The organism is Saccharomonospora cyanea NA-134, assembly GCF_000244975.1.
GTDB lineage: Bacteria > Actinomycetota > Actinomycetes > Mycobacteriales > Pseudonocardiaceae > Saccharomonospora > Saccharomonospora cyanea.
Map to the genome: position 1 here is coordinate 3,312,494 of NZ_CM001440.1, position 21,191 is coordinate 3,333,684.

The following is a 21,191-nucleotide window of genomic DNA, read 5'->3' on the forward strand; positions in this document are numbered from 1 at the left end:
CTCACCGCCCGGGGCTCAGCGCCGGTGCGGGCGTCGCCGTCAGAACCTCACGCACGACCTCCTCGGGAGCGTGCTGTCCCAGCTCCGCTTCGGCGGTGAGTACCAGCCGATGCGCGAGAACGGGTACGGTCACGTCCTTGACGTCGTCGGGGGTGACGAAGGTGCGGCCCTCCATGGCGGCCAGCGCCTGCGCCGTCCGCACGAGCGCGATACTCCCGCGGGGGCTCGCACCGTACCGCACGGCCTTGTGCTCGCGGGTCGCCGCGGCGAGCCGCGCGGCGTACTCGACGACGGCTCGTTCGAGGTGGACCATGCGCACGTCCGCGATGACCTCACGCAACGTCTCGACGTCCACCACGGGCGACAGGTCGTCAGCACTCACACCCGCGCAGTCGCTCATGATGACCAGCACCTCGGTCTCCACGTCGGGATAGCCGACGGACAGCCGCATGAGGAACCGGTCGCGCTGCGCCTCCGGCAGCCGGTACGTGCCCTCCAGCTCGATCGGGTTCTGTGTCGCCAGCACCAGGAACGGCCGGGGCACCTCGTGGGCGGTCCCGTCCACGGTGACACGCCGCTCCGCCATGACCTCCAGCAGCGCGGACTGGGTGCGGGGCATACCCCGGTTGATCTCGTCGGCCACCACGACGTTGGCGAACACGGCCCCCGGGTGGAAGGCGAACTCCTCGTCCTTCTGGTGGTAGACGGTCACGCCGGTGACATCGCCGGGCAGCAGGTCCGGGGTGAACTGGATACGGCTCCAGCGGCCGTCGATACTGCGGGCGAGACAGCGGGCGAGCGTCGTCTTGCCGAGGCCCGGAACGTCCTCGACGAGCAGGTGGCCCTCGGCGAGCAGCGCCGCGACGGAGAACCGCACCAGCTCCGGCTTACCCCGGATCACGCCGCACACGTTGTTGACGATGAGCATGGCGACCTCACCGGCTCGCGTCCCGCTCACTCCGCCTCCCACACGTACCTGTTGGACTCCCAGCGATCGTCCACGACCACCCACACCGTGTCGCCGACTCCCTCGTAGTGGAAGGCCTCGAAGCTCACGTAGCCGTTGTCGTCGGTGGTCTGGGACGAGCCCTCGTTGCTGTAGTAGCGATTGGTGGAGTACGGCACGATGTGGTACTCCGTGTTCGGCTCGAAATTGCGCAGTACGACCCGCATCTTCGCGCATTCGGGCGTTTCGCAGCCGTCGTAGCCGTCCGTCGTCCCCCGCGTCACGGTGACCACCGGGGTGCGTTCCACGGTGACGCTGGTGGTGGCGGGGGCACCCCGGCCCGTGCGGTTCTCGGCCGTCACGGTGATCGTGTAGGTGGTGTCGTAGTCCAGTCCGGTCAGGACGGTGGAACGGGCGCCACCGGACACGGACTTCGAGCGCTGCGCCACCGACGGGGCGGACCACGTGACGTGGTAGGCCGTCACGCGAGCGCCGTTGGACTGCGCCGCGCCCCACCTGACCGTCACCGTGTCGTCGTCGGCCTGTGCCGACACACTCGGCGGCAGGCCCGGTGGTCCGGCCGGATCCGGCGGCGGCTCGGGGTTCGGTCTCGGTTCGCCACCGCCCGAGCTTTCGTCGACACGGACGTCTCGGGCGTCACCGGTCTCGTCGTCGGTGTTGGCCGGCTCGCGTTCCGGAGTGTTCCGTTCCGGCGGCACGGAGGTCTCCCGGCTCGTCCGCTCCTCGTCTCCCACCACGGCGACCGCGTCCACCGCGCCGTCGTGGTCGACCACGAGCACGTGCCTGCCCTGCGCACCTTCGACGTAGACGCGGCCGTCCTCGGCCATCGCGAGCCGGGGATCGCCGCGTTTCTCCGGCAGCCCGGCCTCGTGCAACGGGGTGCCGTCGGAGGCGTAGGTGAGCACGGACTTGTGAGTCCGGTCGAGCATGACCACGGACTCACCGCTGACCGCCGGGGGCGCGAAGTCGCCCTGCGGCAGGTCCACCGTCACCGGCGCCGACGGAGCACGCCGCGGATCGAGTTCGGCCGCGTCCACGAGGAACATGCGGGAGGCCTCACCGTCGAGGATCGCGACCCGCCCGTCGGCGTCCCTCGGCGCGACCCTGGCCGTGTCCGGGATGTCGATACGTGCGGGGACGGACGGTCCCAGCCCTTCGGTCGACACGGCCCGCAACGTGTCGTCGGTGGCGTCGACGAACACCGCCTGCGACCCCACCACGGTAAGGGCACCCGAGTGCCCGCCCGGCGCCACGGCGGGACACGTGACCTGCCGCGCGTCCCGGGGCAGCCGGCACAGCACACCCGAGTCGAGCCGGTGCACCCACAGCGTGCCGTCCGGCGTGGCGACCGGCTCGCCGAGCGGGCCCGGAACCGGAACCGTGGCGTGCTCGGGACCGAGGCGGACCACCATGCCCGCCTCTCGGTAGACCAGATACGGGCCGCCGGGCGTCTCGACGGCGGCGGGCTGCTCGTCGGCGGGTGCGGGGACGGTCCGCTCGACCGTGAGCGTGGACTTGCCGAACTGGACGATGCGCGAACGCCCGACGACATAACCGCTGGTCTCACCGTGCACGACGCTGCTGCCCGGTTCGATGTCCGGCACCCGCATCCGCGCGTCGACCGTCTTGGCCTCGCCGTCGACGTGCACCACCAGGTCGGACTCGGGCTGGGCGACCCAGTGGCCGTCCTGCACGAACCGGAGTCCCGTGGCCGGGGCGACCACCGCCGTCACCGCCGCCACGACCGCGGCGACACAGGCGAGAACCACCGCGGCCAGCGGCCCTCGTCCGCGCAGGACTCGACCACGCCACGTCGACTGTAGCGTTGCGGTCACGTTGTGAGCATAGGAGATGCCGGTCATGATCGGATCAACTTTCCGGAGACTGCCCCATCGGTGCGTGTTTCGGATCCGACTCGGGAAGGACCAGCTCGAAGATCGCGCCGCCCGCCTCGGCGTTGTAGACCCGCAGCGAACCGCCGTGAGCCTGCGCCACCCAGCGAACGATGGCGAGGCCCAGACCACTGGAACCGCCGGTGCTGGAGAACCGGTCGACGCGCTCCTCGACCACCTCCGGGTCGATGCCGGGTCCGTGGTCGGCGACGATGACCCGGCCGCCCGCCACCGTCACGTGGACGATCGCGTCGGCACCGGGCTGACGTCCGTATCTCAAAGCGTTGTCGACCAGGTTGCCCACCGCCCGCTGCACGAGCGCGGCATCGGCGATCACGGTGGTCGGCGCCGTGGTCACCGTGATCGTCGCGGTCCCGGCGTTGGTCTCGTCCACCACCGTGGTCACCAACTGGTCCAGCCTCACCGGCACGGGGGTGATCTCCTCGACACCAGCCGCCAGCCGTGCCCGCGTCAACAGGTCGTCGATGATGCCTCCCATCCTGGCGGCGAGGTTCACCGTGCGGGACAGCAGTTCCTCCCGCTCCGCCGGGTTGCGCTGCGCCGACTCGGCGAGTGCACGCAACGCGGCCACCGGGGAACGCAGGTCGTGAGCCGTTTCGGCGAGCAGCAACTCCTGTTGCTCCAGTGCCGCGACCGCGGGGCGGATCGCCCGACCCGACAGCAGGTGGCCGCCGACTGCCACGGCTCCGAGGAGCAGGGCGCAGCCGCCCACCACGAACAGCACCAGCCGGTCGTGCTCCTGGCTCATCGGGTCGGCGTCGACGGCCGCCACCACGGCCCCGATGTACTGCCCCGTGTCGTTCCGGAAGGGGTCGGCACCGACCCAGACCAACCCACCGTCGGGACCGCGCACGGGAGCGCGGAAGAAGGACTCGGTGAGCACGGCCTCCCTCGCCGCGCCGTTGAGCACGTCGAGGTCGACCTCGACGCAGGATCGCTCGCTGACGTGGCCGGGAAACTGCCCGGTGTCGCCGGGCAGCACGGCGAACTGGGGGCACTGAGTGTTGATCTCGTCATCGGAGATGAACGCCGTGACGAGGGTCCCGTCGTACTGGAGCAGGCGCTTCACCGTGGAGGTGACGCGGTGCACCTCGGCGTCGAGCCGTTCGTGGCCCCGCTCGGCGTTGCCGCGCACCAGCAACCACGCGAACAGCACGAGACCGACGGCGTTGATGGCGGTGAACAGCACGGTGAGCAGCCAGCGCAACCGGCGCAGCCGCGCGGCGGCCGAGGTGTTCACGCGGCCAGCCGATAGCCGACGCCGAACACGGTGAGCACCACGTCCGGCGAACCGAGCTTGCGCCGCAGCCGCCGCACCACCACGTCGACCACGTTGGACATCGGATCGGTGCTGCTGTCCCAGCAGTGCTCGATCAGCTCGGTGCGTGACACCGCCTTGCCCTGTCTGATCATGAGGTACTCCAGCACGGCGAACTCCTTGTCGCTCAGGGACAGCTCGACCCCCGCCCGCCGCACGCGGCGACGCGCGCAGTCCACCTCCAGATCGGTGTGCCGCAGCACGGACGGCCTGCCGGTGCCCGAACGCCGGCACAACACCAGCACCCGGGCCGTCAACTCGGCCATGGCGAACGGCTTGACGAGGTAGTCGTCGCCGCCGTGTTCGAAGCCCGCGACGCGGTCGGCGAGCGTGTCACGCGCGGTCAGGAACAGCACCGGCACGGTCCACCCGCTCCGCCTGCGGCGGAACACGTACTCGGTGGCGTCGCCGTCGGGCAGCATGCGGTCGAACACGACACAGTGGTGTCCGGCGGTGGCCAGTGCGGCGTCGGCTGCTGCGAGGTCGCCCGCCGTGTCGACCACCAGCCCGTGGCCGCCCAGTTCGGCGGTGACCGCCACCCGCACGTTCTCGTCGTCCTCGACCACGAGAACCCGCCAGGTGGGTGCGTGTGTCATCGAATCCTCATGTTCGAACCCGCATCGTGTCGGCATCCGGGTCACCTCCAGGCCGCTTCCAGGCCGCTTCCGCGGCAGCCTAACGCGGGGGTCCGGGTGAGACCGCAGGTTCGGCCCGGCTGGCAGCAAACTGCCTCGCCGTGGGAAAGGGAGAGGGAGGCTTCCGATGTCCAGTCCGACACTGCCCAGTCCGGCACTGTCCACACCGTCACCGTCCACCCGGAGGCCGTCCGCTCCCACGCTGACCCGCATGGCGGTCGTGCCCCCGGTGTCCGTGGCTGGCGCCGTACGCGACCGCGTCGACGTGGCACTCGCACACGCCGCGCGTGAGGTCTGCGTGAGTGTGTCACCGGAGGCGGCGAGCGGTCGGCTCGCCCGGCCGCGTCAGGTCCACTCCGCGAACCTTCGGCGCGGGGTCCGGTACCGGGTGCTGCTGCCGGAGCGGACGCTGACGAGCATCGAGGGCCGCAGGCTCGCCGGGGCATGGGCGTGCGACGGCGTCGAGCTGCGCACCGCGTCGGAGGTTCCGCTGTCCGCACTGTTGATCGACGGCACCGCTGCCGTGCTTCCCGGAACAGGCGGCGAGTCCGCGAACGGCGCGACCCTGTTCACGTTGCCGAGCGTCGTGGACACCACCGTCGAGCTGTTCGAGCGAGTGTGGGCGTCCACCGCCCCGCTGAGGCGGGCCGGGACCGAGGCCGGGGAGCTCACGATGCGGGAACACGAGATCCTGGTCCTGCTGGCCGCAGGCCGCACCGACGAGTCCGTGGCGGCGTTGCTGGGCGTCTCCGTCAGGACGGTGCGGCGCCTCGTCGCGGGCCTGATGGAGCAGCTCGGGGCCCGCAGCCGCTTCGAGGCCGGGGTCAAGGCGGCGCGTCGGGGCTGGCTCGGTTCGTGACCGGAAGTGGCGGCACCCGATACCGTCTGTGTCCGTGCGTGTACTGGTCATCGAGGACGACGAGAACCTGCGGGTGGCGCTGGAGAGCGCCCTGCGCGGTGACGGGTTCGCGGTCGACGTCGCCGGGAGCATCGCCGCCGCCGACGAGGCGGTGAGCGTCAACGCCTACGACTGCGCGGTGTTCGACCGGATGCTGCCCGGCGGTGACGCGCTCGACTACGTGGCCGAGCGCAGACGGCGGGGATGGTCGGTGCCGGTGCTGTTCCTGACCGCGCGGGACACGGTGAGCGACCGCGTCGACGGCCTGACGTGGGGCGACGACTACCTGGTCAAGCCGTTCGCGATGGAGGAGCTGCTCGTGCGGGTGCGCAGCCTCTGCCGCCGGGTCGAGGCTCCGGTGTCGGCGCCGCTGCGGCTGTTCGACATCGAGTTGGACCCCGAGCGGCACGAGGCCTGGCGGGGCGGGGCGCCGCTGTCGCTCACACCGAGGGAGTTCGTGGTGCTGCAGCGGCTGCTCGCCGCGGACGGCCGGCTCGTGCCGCGGCGAGAGCTGGTCGCGGCGGCCTGGGACGAGCTCGTGTCACCCTCCTCGAACGTGCTGGACGTGGTCATTCGTCAGCTCCGCCGCAAACTCGGGCCGCCCGACGTGGTCCAGACCGTGCGGGGATCGGGCTACTACCTCGGGACGGTCCACACCGGGTGATCACGGCTCGTCGGGTGTGACCAGCGGGGTGACCGTGCGGTTGCGCGCACTCGTCGGTGAGGATCGCATCCCGGCCTGGCGGGTCGACGGCGAGGTCGCCCACAAGTCGCAGCAGCCGGGGGCGAGGTCACGCCGAGACCTGCGTTGGTCCACCGCGATCGCGCAGTGGTTCAGTATGACCGCCGCCTGGTTCTGTAGCACCGTGGAACGCGGGAATCGTATGTACGGGAGCAACCGTCGCAAGTTCCTCGGCGTGGGTGGCTCACCCGCGTCCCGTTCCACGACCAGCGCCGTTCCACGACCCCGAGTGCGTCGTCCGCGCGACGAAGGTAGCCACGCACAGACCGACTCAGCGGTGTTCGAACGGAAAGCCGGCAGGCACAGGGCACGCCTGGTCAGGTGTCTCTGACGACCAGTCCGGCCTCGTAGGCGAGGATCGCGGCCTGGACCCGGTTGTCCAGTCCCAGTCGGCGCAGGATGGCGCTGACGTGGGCCTTGACCGTGCCCTCCGACAGCGAAAGCGCGCGCCCGATGTCGGCATTGGACAGTCCGGTGCCGAGTGCGGCCAGTACGTCCCGCTCGCGGGGCGTGAGTTCCGCGACGCGACGACGCGCCATGGCCGGGCGTGACAAGCCCCCGCCACGCACGTGCGTGATCACCCTGCGGGCGATCCGTGGCGACAGGTACGCCGCACCCTCGGCCACCGCGTGCACGCCGATGAGCAGTTCCCTCGGATCGGACGCCTTCAGCAGGAAACCGCTCACCCCGTGTTCGAGCGCCTCGGCGACGTAGACGTCCTCGTCGAACGTCGTCAGCACCACCACCGCCGTGCCGGGCATCGTCTCCCGCAGCTCCGCGGCGGCGGACAGCCCGTCGAGCCCCGGCATCCGGATGTCGAGCAACACCACGTCCGGCCGGTGCCGTCGTGCCGCCTCGATCGCGGCCCGTCCGTCCCCGGCCTCGGCGACCACCTCGATGTCCGCGTCCGACGCCAGGATGGTGCGCACTCCGGCGCGGATCATCGCCTCGTCGTCGGCGAGCACCACCCGGATCACCGGCCACCTCCGTCGCGTCGCCTCACGGACCAGCGCGCCGTCACGGTGAACCGCTGCCCCTCGCTCTCCACGGTCAGCGTTCCGCCCGAGCTTCGCAGGCGCTCACGTAGTGTCGCGAGCCCGGTGCCCGATCCTCTCCCGGCGGACGCGCCGTTCACCGGGTTGGACACCGTGACCTCCAGCGTGTCGTCGTCGGCGACGTTCGCCCGGAGCGACACGGGAGCTCCCGGCGCGTGCCGGGCGGCGTTGGTGAGCGCTTCGCGGACGACGCGGTGGACGTCTCCGCCGAGCGGCCACGGTGGCAGGTCGGCGGAGACGTCCATTCCCGCCTCCCGCGCACGGTCGACGAGGTCCGCCACCGTGTCGGCCGCCGGTGGAGCACCGGCGTCATGTTCCCGCAGCACACCGACGGCCTCGCGCAGCCGGTCGGTCGCGGCCACGGCTCCCGCGCGCACCTCCGCCGCCGCTGCCTGGTGTCTCTCCGGGAGATCGGGCACGAGCTCCAGCGCACCGGCCCGCAGCGACAGCAGAGCCAGTTCGTGCCCGAGCGCGTCGTGCAACTCCGAGGCGATCCTGGCGCGTTCCCGTAGTGCCGCGTGTTCGGCGACCAGCTCCCGCTCCCGTTCGAGATGTGCCACCCGCTGCCGGCCCGCGGCGACCAGTTCGGCCTGCTGGCGGCGGAACCGCCCGGCCAGCCACGGCAACCCCGTGAACAGCGCGACCGCCGCGAGCATGCCCGTGCCCACCCAGAAGTCCGCCACGGTGAAGCCGGCACAGACGACGACGGCGGCGAGGAACACCGGCCAGGCCCGCCGCACCGGCAGGTGACGCCCGTGCAGGTACGCCGCGACGGCCGCGACAACGAAGGCGAGCTGTCGCCACACCGGCACGGTGTCGAGCTCCACCGCGTTCGCCAGACATCCCGCGGCCAGGATCGCCAGGACCGCCCCGTTTCTCACCGCGCCGACCCTACCGAGCGCAGAGCCACCACCCGCGCCACCACTGTGGCCACCGAGGCCAGCGCCGCCAGCGCGAGCGTCACCGTGAGCGGCAGCGCGAAGTACGTCAACTGCTCCCACGTGACGGTCCTGCCGTTCATGAGCACCGAAGCCAGGTCCGGGTACGCCGCCAACACCACGACCGGCACGGCCACGCCCGCCAGTCGCACCCCGAGCCACCACCGCGGGCCGCTCCCGCTTGCTCGCGCCCACCGCCCGGCTCGGACCACACCCAACGCCCCCAGTCCGGTCGCCGTGAGCGCGAGCAACCCGAGAACGAGCTCCACCACCTGCCTGCTGCCTCCGAGAGCGTCCGGAGTCCCGCCCTGGCTCAGCTCCACCAGCCCGGTCAGCACCTCGTAGGCGTCGTCGTAGAGCCCGGCGCCGTTGACCAGGACGGCGAACCCCCACCCGGTGTCGGGGTCGACGGCCTGCACGGCCGTGTAGGTGAAGAGGTTGCCGCTGTGCACGAGGAGGTCGCGCTCGCCGACCCGCTGCCTGCCCCAGCCCATCGCGTACTCGGCTTCGGTCACCGGGCGGTGCAGCTCGGCCAGGCTCTCGGGTGTCACGACGGCGGGGCCGTGACCGTGCTGCGCGATCAACCACCGCCCCATGTCCCGCGCGGTGGTGACGACCCCGCCCGCTCCGCCGTTGTCGAGGAACCCTTCCAGCTCGGATCGTGGGAACCACAGCCCGAACAGGGAGTTGTGGCCGAGCGCCGGTGTCACCTCGGAGGCGTCCACCGCGCTGGAGGACATGCCCAGCGGTGTGAACACGCGCTCGCGCAGGTAGTCGCCGAAGGGTTGCCCGCTCACCACCTCCACGAGGCGGGCGGCGAGCTCGTAGTTGACGTTGCAGTACTCCCAGCGCGTGCCGGGGTCGGCGGCGAGCGTGCCGTCACGCAACGCGGCGACGTACTCGGACAGCGAGGTGGCCTCCTCGGCGGCCGCGATGTCGACCGCGGTGTCGGAGAGTCCCGACGTCTGGTTCAGCAACTCGCGCACGGTGATCCGCCGTGCGCGTTCGTCGGCCATGTGGAACTCCGGGAGGTAGGAGACCACCGGTTCGTCGAGCGCGACCCTGTCGTCGTCGACGAGCGTCAGCACGGCCGTGGCGGTGAACGACTTGCTCACCGACGCCACGCGCATGGGCGTGTGCTCGGTGATGGCTCCGCCGTCGGCGTCGTGGCCGTGACCGGAGGCGTGCACGATCCGGTCGTGGTGCGTCACCACGGCGGACAGGCCGGGCACGCCGGTGCCTTCCCACGCCTGGGCGAGGTAGTCGTCGAACGTGTCGGCGCCCGGCTGTTCCGCCGAGGCCGGTGTGGCGGGCAAGCCGCCCAGCAGTGCCGCAACGGCCAGGACGAGAAGTGTGCGTTTCATACCGATGACCGTAGAAAGTGGACACCGGCGCCCGGATCCGTCGACCGTCCGGAGACACCCCTGACGAAAGTGAGGGGTCAGGTGCGCCACGGGTCGACGACCGCGGGCGCGCACCTACCGCCACGTCACGGTGTGAGGAACGGGTAGTACCAGTACAGGGCCACCTCACGCGTCCCGGGATGCAGCGCGCGGTAGAGGAAGCGGTCGTGGCCGCCGAGCACGAATCCGTAGCGCCGGTAGAAGCGGCAGGCGGCGACGTTGGTGGACTGGGTCTCCAACCGCACGCCGCTCAGGCCGGCCCGCCTCGCCCACTCCACGGCGGCGTCCATGAGCGCGCGAGCGATCCCGGTGCCCCTGTGGGCGACGTCCACGGCGAGGTCGTCGACGACGGCGTAGGCGTTCCAGCCCGCGGAGACGGCCACGTAGCCGACGCAGGCGTTCCGCACCGTGGCGACGAACAGCTCGCCGTCCGGACGATCGAGATACGTGGCCAGTTCGTCGCCGTCGAAACCGTAGTCCTTGGTGTAGGCGGGAACGACGGGGACGACGCGGCTGGTCACATCGTCGTCGAACGGCCCGGCGAGTTCGGCGGTCACCTCGAACGTGAAGTCGCACCGAGCGAGCGACGACAGGCAGGTGGCCTCCCCTCGCACGACGCGAGGAGCCTCCGGCGTGTCAGGGAGCGTTCCCGGCATGGTCAGACGCTCCACGGAGCGACGAGGACGATCACTCCCCCGGCTCGGAGGTGCTCGGTCCGGGCAGGCCCCGCGGTCGAGGCATCGTCCACGTCGGCGAACCGGCGCCGGGTCCGAGTCGCCATGCCGACATCTGGGGAGGGGCGTGTCGACGCCACCCGACTGCTCTCGCGCGTCTCCGCCTCCCTCGAACGGCCGTACGCGTCCGCGCGGCCCCGCAGAGCGGTCTTGCGGTCGTCGTCGAAGTCCCGGATCGTCGACGTCGCCATCGGCACACCTCCTGTCAACGCACTGCTGCCGCTGCGTCCGCGGGAGCGCGGTGCCCGACAGCCGCGCACAAACGGTCCCACACGCCGGAAGCGCGCGAGTGATGGCGCCGCGGGGGTATCGGACGTCGACCTTGCCGTTCCGGTCGTCGATGCACCGCCCGATCGAGTACGCTCGCGGCAGACCTGGGGGATGCTGTGCTCGTATGGATCAACGGAGCTTTCGGCTCCGGAAAGACCACGCTGGCGGATGTTCTGCACGATCGGCTGCCTGAAGCGTTGGCCTTCGACCCGGAATACGTGGGGTGTCTGCTCCGGCAGTCGGTTCCCGATCCCGTGGCCGATTTCCAGGACATCCCGTTGTGGCGCAGCCTCACCGCCGAATTCGCAGCGGGTCTGTGCCGCGAGTACCGCCGACCGCTGATCGTGCCGATGACGCTGGTCGACACCCGTTACCGCGACGAGGTCTTCGGCGGGCTCGGTCAGGCGGGCGTGGACATCCTGCACGTCTGGCTCGACGTCCCCGCTGCCGAGTTGCGTCGCAGGATCGAAAACCAGGTGCTCGTCCCGGACGACGAGGAACGGGACGAACAGGCCCGGCGGTTCCGGCTCGGCAACGTCGACCGCTGTGTGGCCGCGGGCGCCGAACTCCCGCCGGGGACACTGGTACTGCCGGGCGACCAACTGCGTCCGGAGGAGCTCGCCGACCGGGTGGTGCACACGATCACCACGCGCGAGGAACCCGCAGCCGACGGGCTGTCGGCACAGGCCCGCTGATCGACCGAGCGGTCTACTTCCCCGGCCCATACCACTGGGTGGCTTGTCCGGTGACCGCGGCGATGCGGTCGAAGTCGTGGTCGCGGTGGAGCAGGGTGAGACCGTGCAGTTCGGCCGTGGCGGCGACGAGGAGGTCGACGGGACCCGCACCGCGGTGCTGTCCTCGCCGGGTCAGCTCCTCCTGCACCTCCCAGGCGCGCTCGTAGGCACGGTCGTGGACAGGCACCCAGCCGAACAGCAGGCGCAGGTCGTCGACGGTGCGGGCACGGTCGTCGGCGCTGCGGGCGCTGAAGAAGAACTCGAGTTCGGTGATCGGACACACCGCGATGAGTCCGGCGGCCGCGGCCTGGTCCCAGCCGTACTGTTCCGCGTCCGCCCGCAGGAGGCGGGCGAGAGCGCTGGTGTCGATCAGAAACCGGGTGGCGTTCACCGACGGTAGTCGGCCTTGTCCTCAAGGACGTCCAGATCGAAGGCCCCCTCCACGGCGGCGGCGCGAAGGCGGGTGAGGGCCAGCGCCCGCCTTCGGTTCTCCAGCACCTCCCGGAGTGCGGTGTTGACCGTCTCCTTCTTGGTGGTCGTACCCAGAGCCTGCGCCACGTCGGCGACGAGTTCGTCGTCCAGGTCGATCACGGTGCGGCTCATGAGGCATCTCCCGTATATCAAGGAACGAATCGTTGATATCCGACATGATATCTCCGGGGTCGCTCCCTGACCAGTGCCGCCGGCAGGACAGCTCGTCAGCAGGTAGTGACACGCGGGTGGAGATGCCGAGCCCGGCTCAGCGGCTCAGAGTGGTCTCCCGCTCCATGTGCGCCAGCTTCTCGGGGTTGCGCACGGCATAGAGCCCGGTGATGAGGCCGTCGTCGATACGCACCGCCACGACGCTGTCGAGCTCGCCGTCGAGCCGGAAGACCAGAGCCGGGTGGCCGTTGACCTGGGCAGGCTGCAGCGACACGGGGGCGGCGAGCCTGCCCAGCCCGGCGGCCAGCAGGCGCGACACCTTGCCCGCCCCCACGATGGGACGCGGCACGGCCTGCTTGACCCCGCCACCATCACCGATGAGGACCACGTCCGGCGCGAGGATGTCGAGCAGGCTCTGCACGTCGCCGGTCTCGACAGCCCGCTGGAACGCTTCGAGGACACCTCGGGTCTCGGCGGCGGAGACGGCTCCGCGGGGACGGCGCGCGGCGACGTGTTCCCGCGCCCGGTGGGCGATCTGCCGAACCGCTGCGGGGCTCTTGTCGACGGCTTCGGCGATCTCGTCGTAGCCGAAGTCGAACACCTCGCGCAGCACGAACACCGCCCGCTCGGTCGGCTTGAGTGTCTCCAGCACCAGCAGCATCGCCATCGAGACGCTGTCGGCCAACTCGACGTCCTCGGCCACGTCGGGCGTGGTGAGCAGTGGCTCGGGCAGCCAGGAACCGACGTAGGACTCCTTGCGGCGACCGAGCGTGCGCAGCCGGGTGAGCGCCTGACGGGTGGTGATCCGCACCAGGTACGCACGCCGGTCCCGCACCGTGCCGAGGTCGACGTCCGCCCACCGCAACCAGGTCTCCTGCAGGACGTCCTCCGCGTCGGCGGCGGAGCCCAGCATCTCGTAGGCGACGGTGAACAGCAGGTTGCGGTGGGCGAGGAAGGCTTCCGTGGCGATGTCCGGACGGCTGTCCCCGTTCGTTCGCCCGCCACCGGGCACGGTCTGTGACGTCCCAGACATGGATCACTCCCGCTCGCTCTCGACTCTCTCCCCCTCCAGACGCCGAACCCCGCCGTTCTGTGACACCGAGCCCCGTGTTCCACGTCACATCGCCGTGCTGTCACAGGGAGCAGGGCGCCGGCATCTGATGGTCGTCAGCGCGCTGAGCACACGACCCCACGAGTGAGGACGAAAAACCATGGAACCCCGATTCAACCTGTTCACCAACGAGGTCGCCACCAAGTTCGGCAAGCGGTTCGCCAACGCCAGCCTGGTGATCAGCGCGTCGTCGCTGCCGAAGACCACCCAGGAACTGGTGGCGCTGCGCGCCAGCCAGATCAACGGCTGCGCCTTCTGCGTCGACATGCACACCAAGGAGGCCACGGCAGCCGGGGAGTCCCCTGCCCGGCTCAACCTGGTCGCCACCTGGCGCGAGGCAGGCGGGTTCACCGAGGCCGAGCGGGCCGCGCTGGCACTCGCCGAGGAAGGCACCCGGCTCGCCGACGCCCACACCGGCGTGTCCGACGAGACCTGGGCCAGGGTGCGCGAACACTACGACGACGACCAGATCGCCGCGCTGGTCTCGCTGGTCGCCCTGGTCAACGCGGCCAACCGCATGAACGTGATCGTGCGCAACCCGGCGGGTTCGTACGAGCCGGGCATGATGGCCGAAATGCTGAGCTGATCGGCGGGAAAGCGCAGGAGCGCGACCGGTCTCGGCATCGTCCGGGGCCGTTCGCCGCGTTCTCGGCGTCTCACCTCGGTGACGACATCGCGGAGCAGCCGGACGTGGTCCCGTGGCGGGGAGTGTCCCACCACCCCGACGTCCATGGCCTCGACCACCTGATCCCCGACTGCAGGAGCAGCCGGGAGGCGGTGTTCGCCGACCACGACCGGGCTCTGCTGTCCGATGTGGTCACGACGGTGTTCGACATCGCCCAGCCTGCGACGGCCGCCCGCGCGGTGCCCTCAGCCGTGTCCGCCACCGTCCCGGCGTGCCTGTGACGGCGACACCCCGTAGCGCTTGCGGTATGCGGCGGCGAACCGGCTGGCGCTGGAGAAGCTCCAGCGGGCCGCCACCTCGCTGATACCGAGCGAGGGATCGGCGAGCAGGTCGGCGTGGGCACGCTGCAGACGGACGTCGGTCAGGTACTCCGTCGGCGTGCACCCGAGCCACTGGCGGAAACCCTCCTGCAATCGCCGGACGCTGGTTCCCGCCACGGCGGCCAGCTTGCCCGCGGTCCACGCGCGGGCGGGGTCGTCGTGCACCTGGTCCACCACACGCCGGATCGCCCTTGGACGCGGCGCGGGGCCGGACCCGAGCTCCGGACACCCGGTGAGCAGGAATCCGGCCGCGACCGCTCCGGCGAGCTGCTCACGAACCGGACCGCAGTCCCCGAGCAGGCCGGGGTCGCGCAGGTGGGCCGTCAGGCTGCCGATGAGCGTGCGCCATGCGTGACCGCGGCCGTCGGCGAGCACCAACTGTTCGGGCAGTGCGCCGCGCAGGGTCGCGCGGTCGGTGCCCAGTACTCGCTCGGCCTCCCGATCCAGCCATACACTGTCGAACTTGACGCCGAGCACGGTGCACGTCGCGTCCCAGTGGCTGATGAGGGTGGGCGTGTCCGAGCGGAAGACCGTGGCCTGCCCCGGCATGGAGACCACTGCGCCGTGTCTGCCCCGGCTTTCCAGATGCCCGGTCAGGGGCAGGTTGACCTCGTAGGCACCGGGATAGTCGCACGCCACCCGCACGTCGGCACCCCAGCCGACGTGTCCGATCAACACCGGGCCGAGGTCGAGGGTGTGCAAGGTCAACCGTGGATCGCGGGTCCCGCTGAGCAGGCGCAGCTCGTGCGGGAAGTACGCTTCCGCCACCTTCCGGGACGCCTGGTCCCAGTCCCGGGGAGCGGCACCTCGCCGTGCACGCATGCGCAGCAGGATACCTGAGACGCAGGTCACGAACGTGCCGCGCGATCTGTCTCGCCGCCGCGCTCCGCGTGTCGCCCGATCGTCCTCCAACGCCCTACCGTCCGTGCCTGCCCGACAACGACGTGGGAGGACACGACCCATGACGACGACAGAGCGTTCCGACCTCGCCTGGCTCGACGACGTCACGATGACCGAGCTCGAGCGCAACCCGTACCCGGTGTACGAGCGGCTGCGCGCCGAGGCGCCGCTGGCGTACGTCCCTGTGCTCGGCTCGTACGTCGCCTCCACCGCCGAGGTGTGCCGCGAGGTGGCGACCAGTCCCGACTTCGAAGCCGTCATCACGCCGGCGGGCGGCCGGACGTTCGGCCACCCGGCCATCATCGGCGTCAACGGCGAGATCCACGACGACCTGCGTTCGATGGTCGAGCCGGCGCTGCAGCCGGTGGAGGTCGACCGCTGGATCGACGACCTGGTGCGCCCGATCGCCCGGCGCTACCTGGAACGCTTCGAGAACGACGGGCACGCCGAGCTGGTGTCCCAGTACTGCGAGCCGGTCAGCGTGCGCTCGCTCGGCGACCTGCTCGGCCTGCACGACGTCGACTCCGACAAGCTGCGCGAATGGTTCGCGAAGCTGAACCGGTCGTTCACGAACGCGGCGATGGACGAGAACGGTGAGTTCGCCAACCCGGAGGGCTTTCGTGAGGGTGACGAGGCCAAGGCGGAGATCCGTGCCATCGTCGACCCGCTGATCGACAGGTGGATCGAGCACCCGGACGACAGCGCGATCTCCCACTGGTTGCACGACGGCATGCCTCCCGGGCAGACCCGCGACCGCGAGTACATCTACCCCACCATCTACGTCTACCTGCTCGGCGCGATGCAGGAACCCGGGCACGGCATGGCATCCACGCTCGTCGGGCTGTTCAGCAGGCCCGAGCAGTTGGAGGAGGTCATCGACGACCCCACGCTGATTCCGCGCGCCATCTCGGAAGGGCTGCGCTGGACCTCACCGATCTGGTCGGCCACCGCCCGCATTTCCACCAGGCCGGTCACCGTCGCCGGTGTCGACCTGCCCGCGGGAACACCGGTGATGATGTCCTACGGCTCGGCCAACCACGACACCGGGCAGTACGAGGCCCCGTCGGAATACGACCTGCACCGCCCCCCGCTGCCGCACCTGGCCTTCGGAGCCGGCAATCACGCGTGCGCCGGCATCTACTTCGCCAACCATGTCATGCGCATCGCGCTGGAGGAGCTGTTCGAGGCCATCCCGAACCTCGAGCGGGACACGCGCGAGGGAGTCGAGTTCTGGGGCTGGGGTTTCCGCGGGCCGACCAGCCTGCACGTCACCTGGGAGGTCTGACGTGGGCTTCGTGGTGACCGTCGGCGGCAACCGCGTGGACTGCGCCGCCGACCAGACCCTGCTCGACGCCTGCCTGCGGGCGGGCGTGTGGATGCCGAACTCCTGCAACCAGGGCACCTGCGGCACCTGCAAGTTCCGGGTGCTCTCCGGCGAGGTCGACCACGGCGCTTCCCCGCTCCAGACGCTGACCGAGGAGGAGCGCGCGGCGGGCCTGGCCCTCGCCTGCCAGGCCCGCCCCGTCACCGACCTGGAGATGCCCAGCCCCGGACCGTCCGGCCGGGCCGTGCACCCGCTGCGGGACCTCGTCGCCACGGTGCTGGAGGTCTCCGACATCGCCCGCGACACCCGCCGCGTGACCCTGGGCCTGGCGGAGCCGTTGGCGTTCGAGGCCGGACAGTACATCGAACTGGTCGTGCCGGGCTCCGGTGAGCGGCGACAGTACTCACTGGCCAACACCGCGGACGAGGACAAGGTGCTCGAACTGCACGTCAAGCGGGTGGCGGGCGGCGTGGCCACCGACCGTTGGATCTTCGAGGGTCTCGCACCCGGTGACCGGGTGGAGGCGTCCGGCCCGCTGGGCGATTTCCATCTCCCTCCCGCCGCAGACGACGACGGCGGGCCGATGGTGCTCGTCGGTGGCGGTACCGGCCTCGCTCCGCTGGTGGGCCTCGCACGCACGGCTCTGCGCAGGCATCCGGAACGGCAACTGCTCCTGTACCACGGGGTGCGTGGCGCCGCCGATCTCTACGACCTCGAACGGTTCGCGGAACTGGCCGAACGCTACCCACACTTCCGATTCGAGCCGGTGCTGTCCGAGGAACCCGACGCGGCGTACCGGAGAGGGTTCCCCACGGACGCCTTCCTCGAGGACGTGCCGAGCGCGCGCGGGTGGTCCGGCTGGCTGTGCGGACCACCGCCGATGGTGCAGGCCGGAGTCAAGGCGTTCAAACGGCGTCGCATGGCGCCGCGCTCGATTCACCGGGAGAACTTCACCCCGGCGGACGCGCTCGGCGACCCGGACACCTGACCTGTCGGCACACGGATACCGGCGGCACGGGCCGGGCACAGTATCCCGGCCCGTGCCCGCCACCCCCATCACGAACTCACGGCGCTCACAACATGGCGGCCGGGGAGCGTGGGGTGTGGGGGGGGATCGGTGCATCCGGTAGGCCAGATGGTGGCGTGCGGGGTGCTGGCGACGTCCTCGACGGCGCGATGCCCGGGCAGGCCGTCGGCAGCTTGCGCGCCTCAACCAGCGTGTCGAACGAATGTCGGTCGTTGACGAAGTAACACCGGATCCGCCACCGCGAAGGGGTCGCCTACCTGCGTAGCCGGCCCTGTACTGCCGGGCTGGCAGGGTTTGAACCCACCCCCTCGACCTCAGGAGAACGGGTAGGGCTGACCTGCGGAAGCCGGCGACGCAGCTCGTCGAGTGGGTCCGCGCGGGCCTTGAGCCCCTGGGGGCCTCCAAGTGCCGCGAACGCGTCGAACCGCTCACTCGTGAGGGCGGCGTTCCCGCGAGGCGGTGGTTTCGCCTCACCCTGGCCGGACGCCGGCGGCGATCTCAGCGAAGTTCAGCACGTCCTCGCCGTAGAGGCCCTGCAGCCAGTTGGTCTGGTACAGCGTGTCCAGGTAGCGCTCGCCGAGGTCCGGGGCGATGGCGACCGAGGTCATCCCGGGAGAGCCGTGGCGGGCGAGCCAGTCCATCGCGCCGCTGACGACGGTGCCGGTGGATCCGCCGAAGAGGAAGCCGCTGCGAGCCAGCCGGTGGCACGCGCGGATGGTGTCCACCTCGTCTACTATCACAACGTCGTCCACATAGGACTCGTCCAGCAATCGGGGGCGGACGCTGGTCCCGAGGCCGGGGATCATCCGGCGTCCCGGCTCTCCGCCGAAGGTCACCGAACCGACGCTGTCCACGGCGACGATCCGCACCGGACTGCCCAGTTCGCGGAAGTACCGGGCGCAGCCCATCAACGTGCCGGTGGTGCCGGTACCGATGAACAGCACGTCCAGGTTCGGGAACTGGCGGGCGATCTCGGGTGCGGTCCTGCGGTAGTGGGCCTTCCAGTTGCTCGGGTTCGAGTACTGGTTCAGCCACACGTACCGAGGGTCGGATGCGCACAGGGAGTGGACGTAGTCCAGGCGGGCGCCGAGGAAACCGCGGTCGGGGGCCGGTTCGGTGATGATGTGCACCTGACTGCCCAGGGCCTCGATCAGCCGCCGCGCCGACAGGTTGCACCGGGTGTCGGTCACGCACAGGAACTCATACCCCTTGCTCGCCGCGATGATGGCCAACGCCACACCGAGGTTGCCCGACGACGACTCCACCAGGATGGTGTCCGGTGTCACCAGACCGTGCTGCTCAGCCGACTCCACCATTTCGATCGCGGCCTTGAGCTTGATCGAACCGGCGAAGTTGAAGCCCTCGCACTTCAAAAACAGTGAGTGCCCGAACATCGACTCGAGGTCGACGTAGAGTTGTTCCTCGTTGAATTCCAGGGGAGCGGTTATGACAGGCACGAGACCTCCTCGTCTGTCGAGGCTCGCCCGGCACTCATCCGTACCGGCGCAGTTCGTGGAAGAAGTCGTCGACGACATCCAGCTCGCCGGAACGTACCAGTGTGTCGTAGACGTATTGGCCGACCGCGAGGTCCAGAACACCGAGACCGAACGGCGAGAACACCACCGGAAGGTCCGGCCGCGGCCGCACCTTCCCGGCCATCACGTCGTGCAGCGTTCCGTCGAGGAAGTCCCGGTCGCCCGTGAGTTGTTCCGCCAGGTGGGGCGAGGTGTCCGCCTTGAGGCAGTGCTCCACGTCGTCGACGATGTTCGTCGAGGCGAGCACGATCTCCGGCGCGAGGTCCCGTAGCGAGACGTGCAGTACCAGCGGGTTGTGTGTGAACCACGACGGGTCGCTGATGTGCGGGCGACCGGCGACGGTCGCGAAGACCAGCAGGTCGCTCGATCGGATCAGGCTCTCCGCGTCCGTGTGCACGCTCACCGTGCCCTCGGTTCCGGACCGCTCCAGGTAGCGCTGGAAGCCCACGATGCTGTCGGGCGAGGTGTCGCAGACGCCGATCTCCTCGAAGGACCACCCCGTGCCGGTCAGGAACGCGTGGATGTAACGGGCGATCAAGCCCACACCGATGAACCCCACTCGCACCGGGCGGTCCCGGTCGCGGCTGAGCCGGTCGGCAGCCAGCGTCGCGAACGCGGCGGTCCTGGTGGCGCTGATGATCGAGCTCTCCAGACATGCGAAGGGGTAGCCGGTGTCGTGGTCGTTGAGGATGAGCACCGCCGACGCCCTCGGGATTCCCGCCGCCACGTTGCCGGGGAAGCTGGAGATCCACTTCACGCCGGCTACGTTGACGTCGCCGCCGATCGAGGCGGGCAGCGCGATGATGCGGGAGGTCGGCCGGTCGGGAAAGCGCAGGAAGTAGGACTGTGGGTTGACCGAGTCGCCCGCGCTGTGCAGGCGGTACGTGTTCTCGACCAGCTCTACCATCTCGGGCTCCCGTCCCCGCAGAACCTGCCGCACCTGGGCACCCGGGATCACCGCGAAGGACGGCGCGGTGATCGGTTCGCTCGTCGGTGGCTGTGGTACCGACGAGGCCGCGGAAGAAGAGACTGTGGGCATCCGTGTCACCCTCACCAGAGCTGTTCGGGCGGGGTCAGGCGGACCGGTTCGGCCATGCCGACTCCCACGTCGCGCGGTCCCTCGAAGGACTCCCTGCTGTGCGCCGTGCGGATGTTGTCGACGAGCATCACGTCGCCGGGCTGCCACGGCTCCCGGGCGGTGTGCTCCTCGTAGACGGCGTTCAGCACGTCCACGACGTCCTTGCCTATGGGATCACCACCGCCGAAGTGCGTGTTGAACGGCAGGCCGTCGGCGCCGTAGACCTCGACGAGGTACTCCCGCACCTCCGGGTCGATCGTCCACTCGTTGAGAAACGCGATCTGGTTGCACCAGCAGCGCCGCCCGTTGACCGGATGCCGCACCACGGCGCTGCGCCGCTGGCGGGTGCGCAGCGTGCCGTCGGGCTGCCACGCGAACTCGATCGCGTTGGCACGGCAGTAGCTCTCCACCGCCGCGCGGTCGTCGGTGCCGAACGCCTCTTCGACGGTGGCCCCGATCTCGTCGTTGTACGAGCGGGTGAGCAGCCACCCCTCCCGTTCGAACCGTTCGACCAGGTCGGTGGGCAGCGCGTCCAGCACGGTCGGGGAATCGGCCACGCCGGTGGCTCCACCTCTGGTGGGCGCGGTCAGGCACGCGAACAGCATGAGGCTGGGGAACTCCAGCCGGTAGCTCAGCTCGTGGTGCATGCACATCGGCTGGTTCGACGGCCACGTCACCGACGAGTACACGCCGTCGGCGTAGGTCTCGCGGGCGGCGAACGCTTCCCGCTCGGTCATCAGACTGTCGGCCAGCCGGTGGAAGACGGTGCCGACCGCGGTCACGTCGCGGAGCCCGAGCCCGCGCACCAGGACCGAGCCGTACTCGTCGACCACGCTGCGCAGGGCATCGCGGTGCCCGGACACCCACGTCACCGGGTCCGTGACGGCGCCGGTCCGCAGCACGGGCGGTTTACCGGGTTGAACGTCCACATCGAGCAGCGATGCGGCGGAGGCGGACAACAT

General features: G+C 70.4%; 23 protein-coding genes. 7 read left to right on the top strand and 16 right to left on the bottom strand.

Annotated elements, in window-relative coordinates:
• Position 1: 1 nt before the first annotated feature.
• From SACCYDRAFT_RS15490 to SACCYDRAFT_RS15505, 4 genes are read right to left on the bottom strand one after another with little or no spacing between them, the layout of a single operon-like run.
• Entirely contained in the window at positions 2 to 928 is a 927-nt protein-coding gene (locus SACCYDRAFT_RS15490) for an AAA family ATPase (RefSeq protein ID WP_043537320.1), read from the bottom strand.
• A gap of 26 nt (positions 929 to 954) precedes the next feature.
• A complete protein-coding gene (locus tag SACCYDRAFT_RS15495; protein WP_232283690.1) occupies positions 955 to 2,802 on the bottom strand; it encodes a fibronectin type III domain-containing protein in 1,848 nt (615 codons plus the stop codon).
• A 34-nt stretch (positions 2,803 to 2,836) separates the two neighbouring features.
• On the bottom strand, positions 2,837 to 4,120 hold the full coding sequence (locus SACCYDRAFT_RS15500; protein ID WP_005457495.1) for a sensor histidine kinase: 1,284 nt from the start codon (positions 4,118 to 4,120) through the stop codon (positions 2,837 to 2,839).
• Positions 4,117 to 4,794, bottom strand: a complete 678-nt coding sequence (locus tag SACCYDRAFT_RS15505; protein ID WP_005457497.1) for a response regulator transcription factor — start codon at positions 4,792 to 4,794, stop codon at positions 4,117 to 4,119. The genes SACCYDRAFT_RS15500 and SACCYDRAFT_RS15505 overlap by 4 nt, the downstream gene beginning before the upstream one ends.
• Before the next feature lie 166 nt (positions 4,795 to 4,960).
• Between SACCYDRAFT_RS15505 and SACCYDRAFT_RS15510 the strand changes: the two genes are divergently transcribed.
• Both SACCYDRAFT_RS15510 and SACCYDRAFT_RS15515 read left to right on the top strand, forming a co-directional pair.
• Positions 4,961 to 5,692, top strand: coding sequence for a helix-turn-helix transcriptional regulator (locus SACCYDRAFT_RS15510; RefSeq protein WP_005457498.1), 732 nt, complete (start codon positions 4,961 to 4,963; stop codon positions 5,690 to 5,692).
• 34 nt (positions 5,693 to 5,726) lie between these two features.
• On the top strand, positions 5,727 to 6,395 hold the full coding sequence (locus tag SACCYDRAFT_RS15515) for a winged helix-turn-helix domain-containing protein (RefSeq protein ID WP_043537322.1): 669 nt from the start codon (positions 5,727 to 5,729) through the stop codon (positions 6,393 to 6,395).
• Between the two features lie 395 nt (positions 6,396 to 6,790).
• Here SACCYDRAFT_RS15515 and SACCYDRAFT_RS15525 read toward each other — a convergent pair whose 3' ends face one another.
• From SACCYDRAFT_RS15525 to SACCYDRAFT_RS15545, 5 genes are all read right to left on the bottom strand, one after another.
• Positions 6,791 to 7,450: a response regulator gene (locus SACCYDRAFT_RS15525; RefSeq protein ID WP_005457500.1), complete on the bottom strand. Its 660-nt coding sequence runs from the start codon at positions 7,448 to 7,450 to the stop codon at positions 6,791 to 6,793.
• Positions 7,447 to 8,409 carry a sensor histidine kinase gene (locus SACCYDRAFT_RS15530; RefSeq protein WP_005457501.1) on the bottom strand — a complete coding sequence of 321 codons (963 nt, stop codon included), beginning with the start codon at positions 8,407 to 8,409 and terminating at the stop codon, positions 7,447 to 7,449. The genes SACCYDRAFT_RS15525 and SACCYDRAFT_RS15530 overlap by 4 nt, the downstream gene beginning before the upstream one ends.
• Positions 8,406 to 9,830, bottom strand: a complete 1,425-nt coding sequence (locus tag SACCYDRAFT_RS15535) for a serine hydrolase domain-containing protein (protein ID WP_005457502.1) — start codon at positions 9,828 to 9,830, stop codon at positions 8,406 to 8,408. Before SACCYDRAFT_RS15535 ends, SACCYDRAFT_RS15530 begins: the two co-directional genes overlap by 4 nt.
• A 125-nt stretch (positions 9,831 to 9,955) precedes the next feature.
• Entirely contained in the window at positions 9,956 to 10,525 is a 570-nt protein-coding gene (locus SACCYDRAFT_RS15540) for a GNAT family N-acetyltransferase (RefSeq protein WP_005457504.1), read from the bottom strand.
• Positions 10,526 to 10,527: 2 nt separating this feature from the next.
• The gene (locus SACCYDRAFT_RS15545; RefSeq protein ID WP_005457505.1) at positions 10,528 to 10,794 is read right to left on the bottom strand and encodes a FitA-like ribbon-helix-helix domain-containing protein; all 267 of its coding nucleotides are present in this window, start codon (positions 10,792 to 10,794) and stop codon (positions 10,528 to 10,530) included.
• Positions 10,795 to 10,989: 195 nt separating this feature from the next.
• On the opposite strand from SACCYDRAFT_RS15545, the gene SACCYDRAFT_RS15550 reads away from it, so the two are divergent.
• Positions 10,990 to 11,568 carry an AAA family ATPase gene (locus SACCYDRAFT_RS15550; protein WP_005457506.1) on the top strand — a complete coding sequence of 193 codons (579 nt, stop codon included), beginning with the start codon at positions 10,990 to 10,992 and terminating at the stop codon, positions 11,566 to 11,568.
• A gap of 13 nt (positions 11,569 to 11,581) precedes the next feature.
• On the opposite strand, the gene SACCYDRAFT_RS15555 is transcribed toward SACCYDRAFT_RS15550, so the two are convergent.
• The 3 genes from SACCYDRAFT_RS15555 to SACCYDRAFT_RS15565 all read right to left on the bottom strand — a co-directional run bounded on the left by SACCYDRAFT_RS15555 (position 11,582) and on the right by SACCYDRAFT_RS15565 (position 13,282).
• On the bottom strand, positions 11,582 to 11,998 hold the full coding sequence (locus SACCYDRAFT_RS15555) for a PIN domain nuclease (protein WP_005457507.1): 417 nt from the start codon (positions 11,996 to 11,998) through the stop codon (positions 11,582 to 11,584).
• The gene (locus SACCYDRAFT_RS15560) at positions 11,995 to 12,210 is read right to left on the bottom strand and encodes a type II toxin-antitoxin system VapB family antitoxin (protein ID WP_005457508.1); all 216 of its coding nucleotides are present in this window, start codon (positions 12,208 to 12,210) and stop codon (positions 11,995 to 11,997) included. Before SACCYDRAFT_RS15560 ends, SACCYDRAFT_RS15555 begins: the two co-directional genes overlap by 4 nt.
• Positions 12,211 to 12,346: 136 nt before the next feature.
• A complete protein-coding gene (locus SACCYDRAFT_RS15565) occupies positions 12,347 to 13,282 on the bottom strand; it encodes an RNA polymerase sigma-70 factor (RefSeq protein WP_005457509.1) in 936 nt (311 codons plus the stop codon).
• Positions 13,283 to 13,460: 178 nt separating this feature from the next.
• Between SACCYDRAFT_RS15565 and SACCYDRAFT_RS15570 the strand changes: the two genes are divergently transcribed.
• Together SACCYDRAFT_RS15570 and SACCYDRAFT_RS15575 are read left to right on the top strand one after the other, a co-directional pair.
• Entirely contained in the window at positions 13,461 to 13,946 is a 486-nt protein-coding gene (locus SACCYDRAFT_RS15570; RefSeq protein ID WP_005457510.1) for a carboxymuconolactone decarboxylase family protein, read from the top strand.
• 104 nt (positions 13,947 to 14,050) lie between these two features.
• Complete coding sequence (locus SACCYDRAFT_RS15575; protein ID WP_043536539.1) at positions 14,051 to 14,266, top strand: hypothetical protein; 216 nt, start codon at positions 14,051 to 14,053, stop codon at positions 14,264 to 14,266.
• On the opposite strand, the gene SACCYDRAFT_RS15580 is transcribed toward SACCYDRAFT_RS15575, so the two are convergent.
• Positions 14,231 to 15,187 carry an AraC family transcriptional regulator gene (locus SACCYDRAFT_RS15580; RefSeq protein ID WP_043536541.1) on the bottom strand — a complete coding sequence of 319 codons (957 nt, stop codon included), beginning with the start codon at positions 15,185 to 15,187 and terminating at the stop codon, positions 14,231 to 14,233. The two genes, SACCYDRAFT_RS15575 and SACCYDRAFT_RS15580, sit on opposite strands and share 36 nt — an antisense overlap.
• A gap of 139 nt (positions 15,188 to 15,326) precedes the next feature.
• Between SACCYDRAFT_RS15580 and SACCYDRAFT_RS15585 the strand changes: the two genes are divergently transcribed.
• Positions 15,327 to 16,550, top strand: a complete 1,224-nt coding sequence (locus tag SACCYDRAFT_RS15585) for a cytochrome P450 (RefSeq protein ID WP_005457512.1) — start codon at positions 15,327 to 15,329, stop codon at positions 16,548 to 16,550.
• A gap of 1 nt (position 16,551) precedes the next feature.
• Positions 16,552 to 17,577 (top strand): 2Fe-2S iron-sulfur cluster-binding protein, encoded by a 1,026-nt coding sequence (locus SACCYDRAFT_RS15590; RefSeq protein WP_005457513.1) that lies wholly within the window; start codon positions 16,552 to 16,554, stop codon positions 17,575 to 17,577.
• 509 nt (positions 17,578 to 18,086) lie between these two features.
• Here SACCYDRAFT_RS15590 and sbnA read toward each other — a convergent pair.
• The 3 genes from sbnA to SACCYDRAFT_RS15605 are packed head-to-tail and all read right to left on the bottom strand — an operon-like array spanning position 18,087 to position 21,191.
• On the bottom strand, positions 18,087 to 19,073 hold the full coding sequence (sbnA, locus tag SACCYDRAFT_RS15595) for a 2,3-diaminopropionate biosynthesis protein SbnA (RefSeq protein ID WP_005457514.1): 987 nt from the start codon (positions 19,071 to 19,073) through the stop codon (positions 18,087 to 18,089).
• A gap of 34 nt (positions 19,074 to 19,107) precedes the next feature.
• Positions 19,108 to 20,190 (bottom strand): 2,3-diaminopropionate biosynthesis protein SbnB, encoded by a 1,083-nt coding sequence (gene sbnB / locus SACCYDRAFT_RS15600; protein ID WP_005457515.1) that lies wholly within the window; start codon positions 20,188 to 20,190, stop codon positions 19,108 to 19,110.
• Positions 20,191 to 20,201: 11 nt separating this feature from the next.
• On the bottom strand, positions 20,202 to 21,191 hold the full coding sequence (locus SACCYDRAFT_RS15605; protein ID WP_005457516.1) for a TauD/TfdA family dioxygenase: 990 nt from the start codon (positions 21,189 to 21,191) through the stop codon (positions 20,202 to 20,204).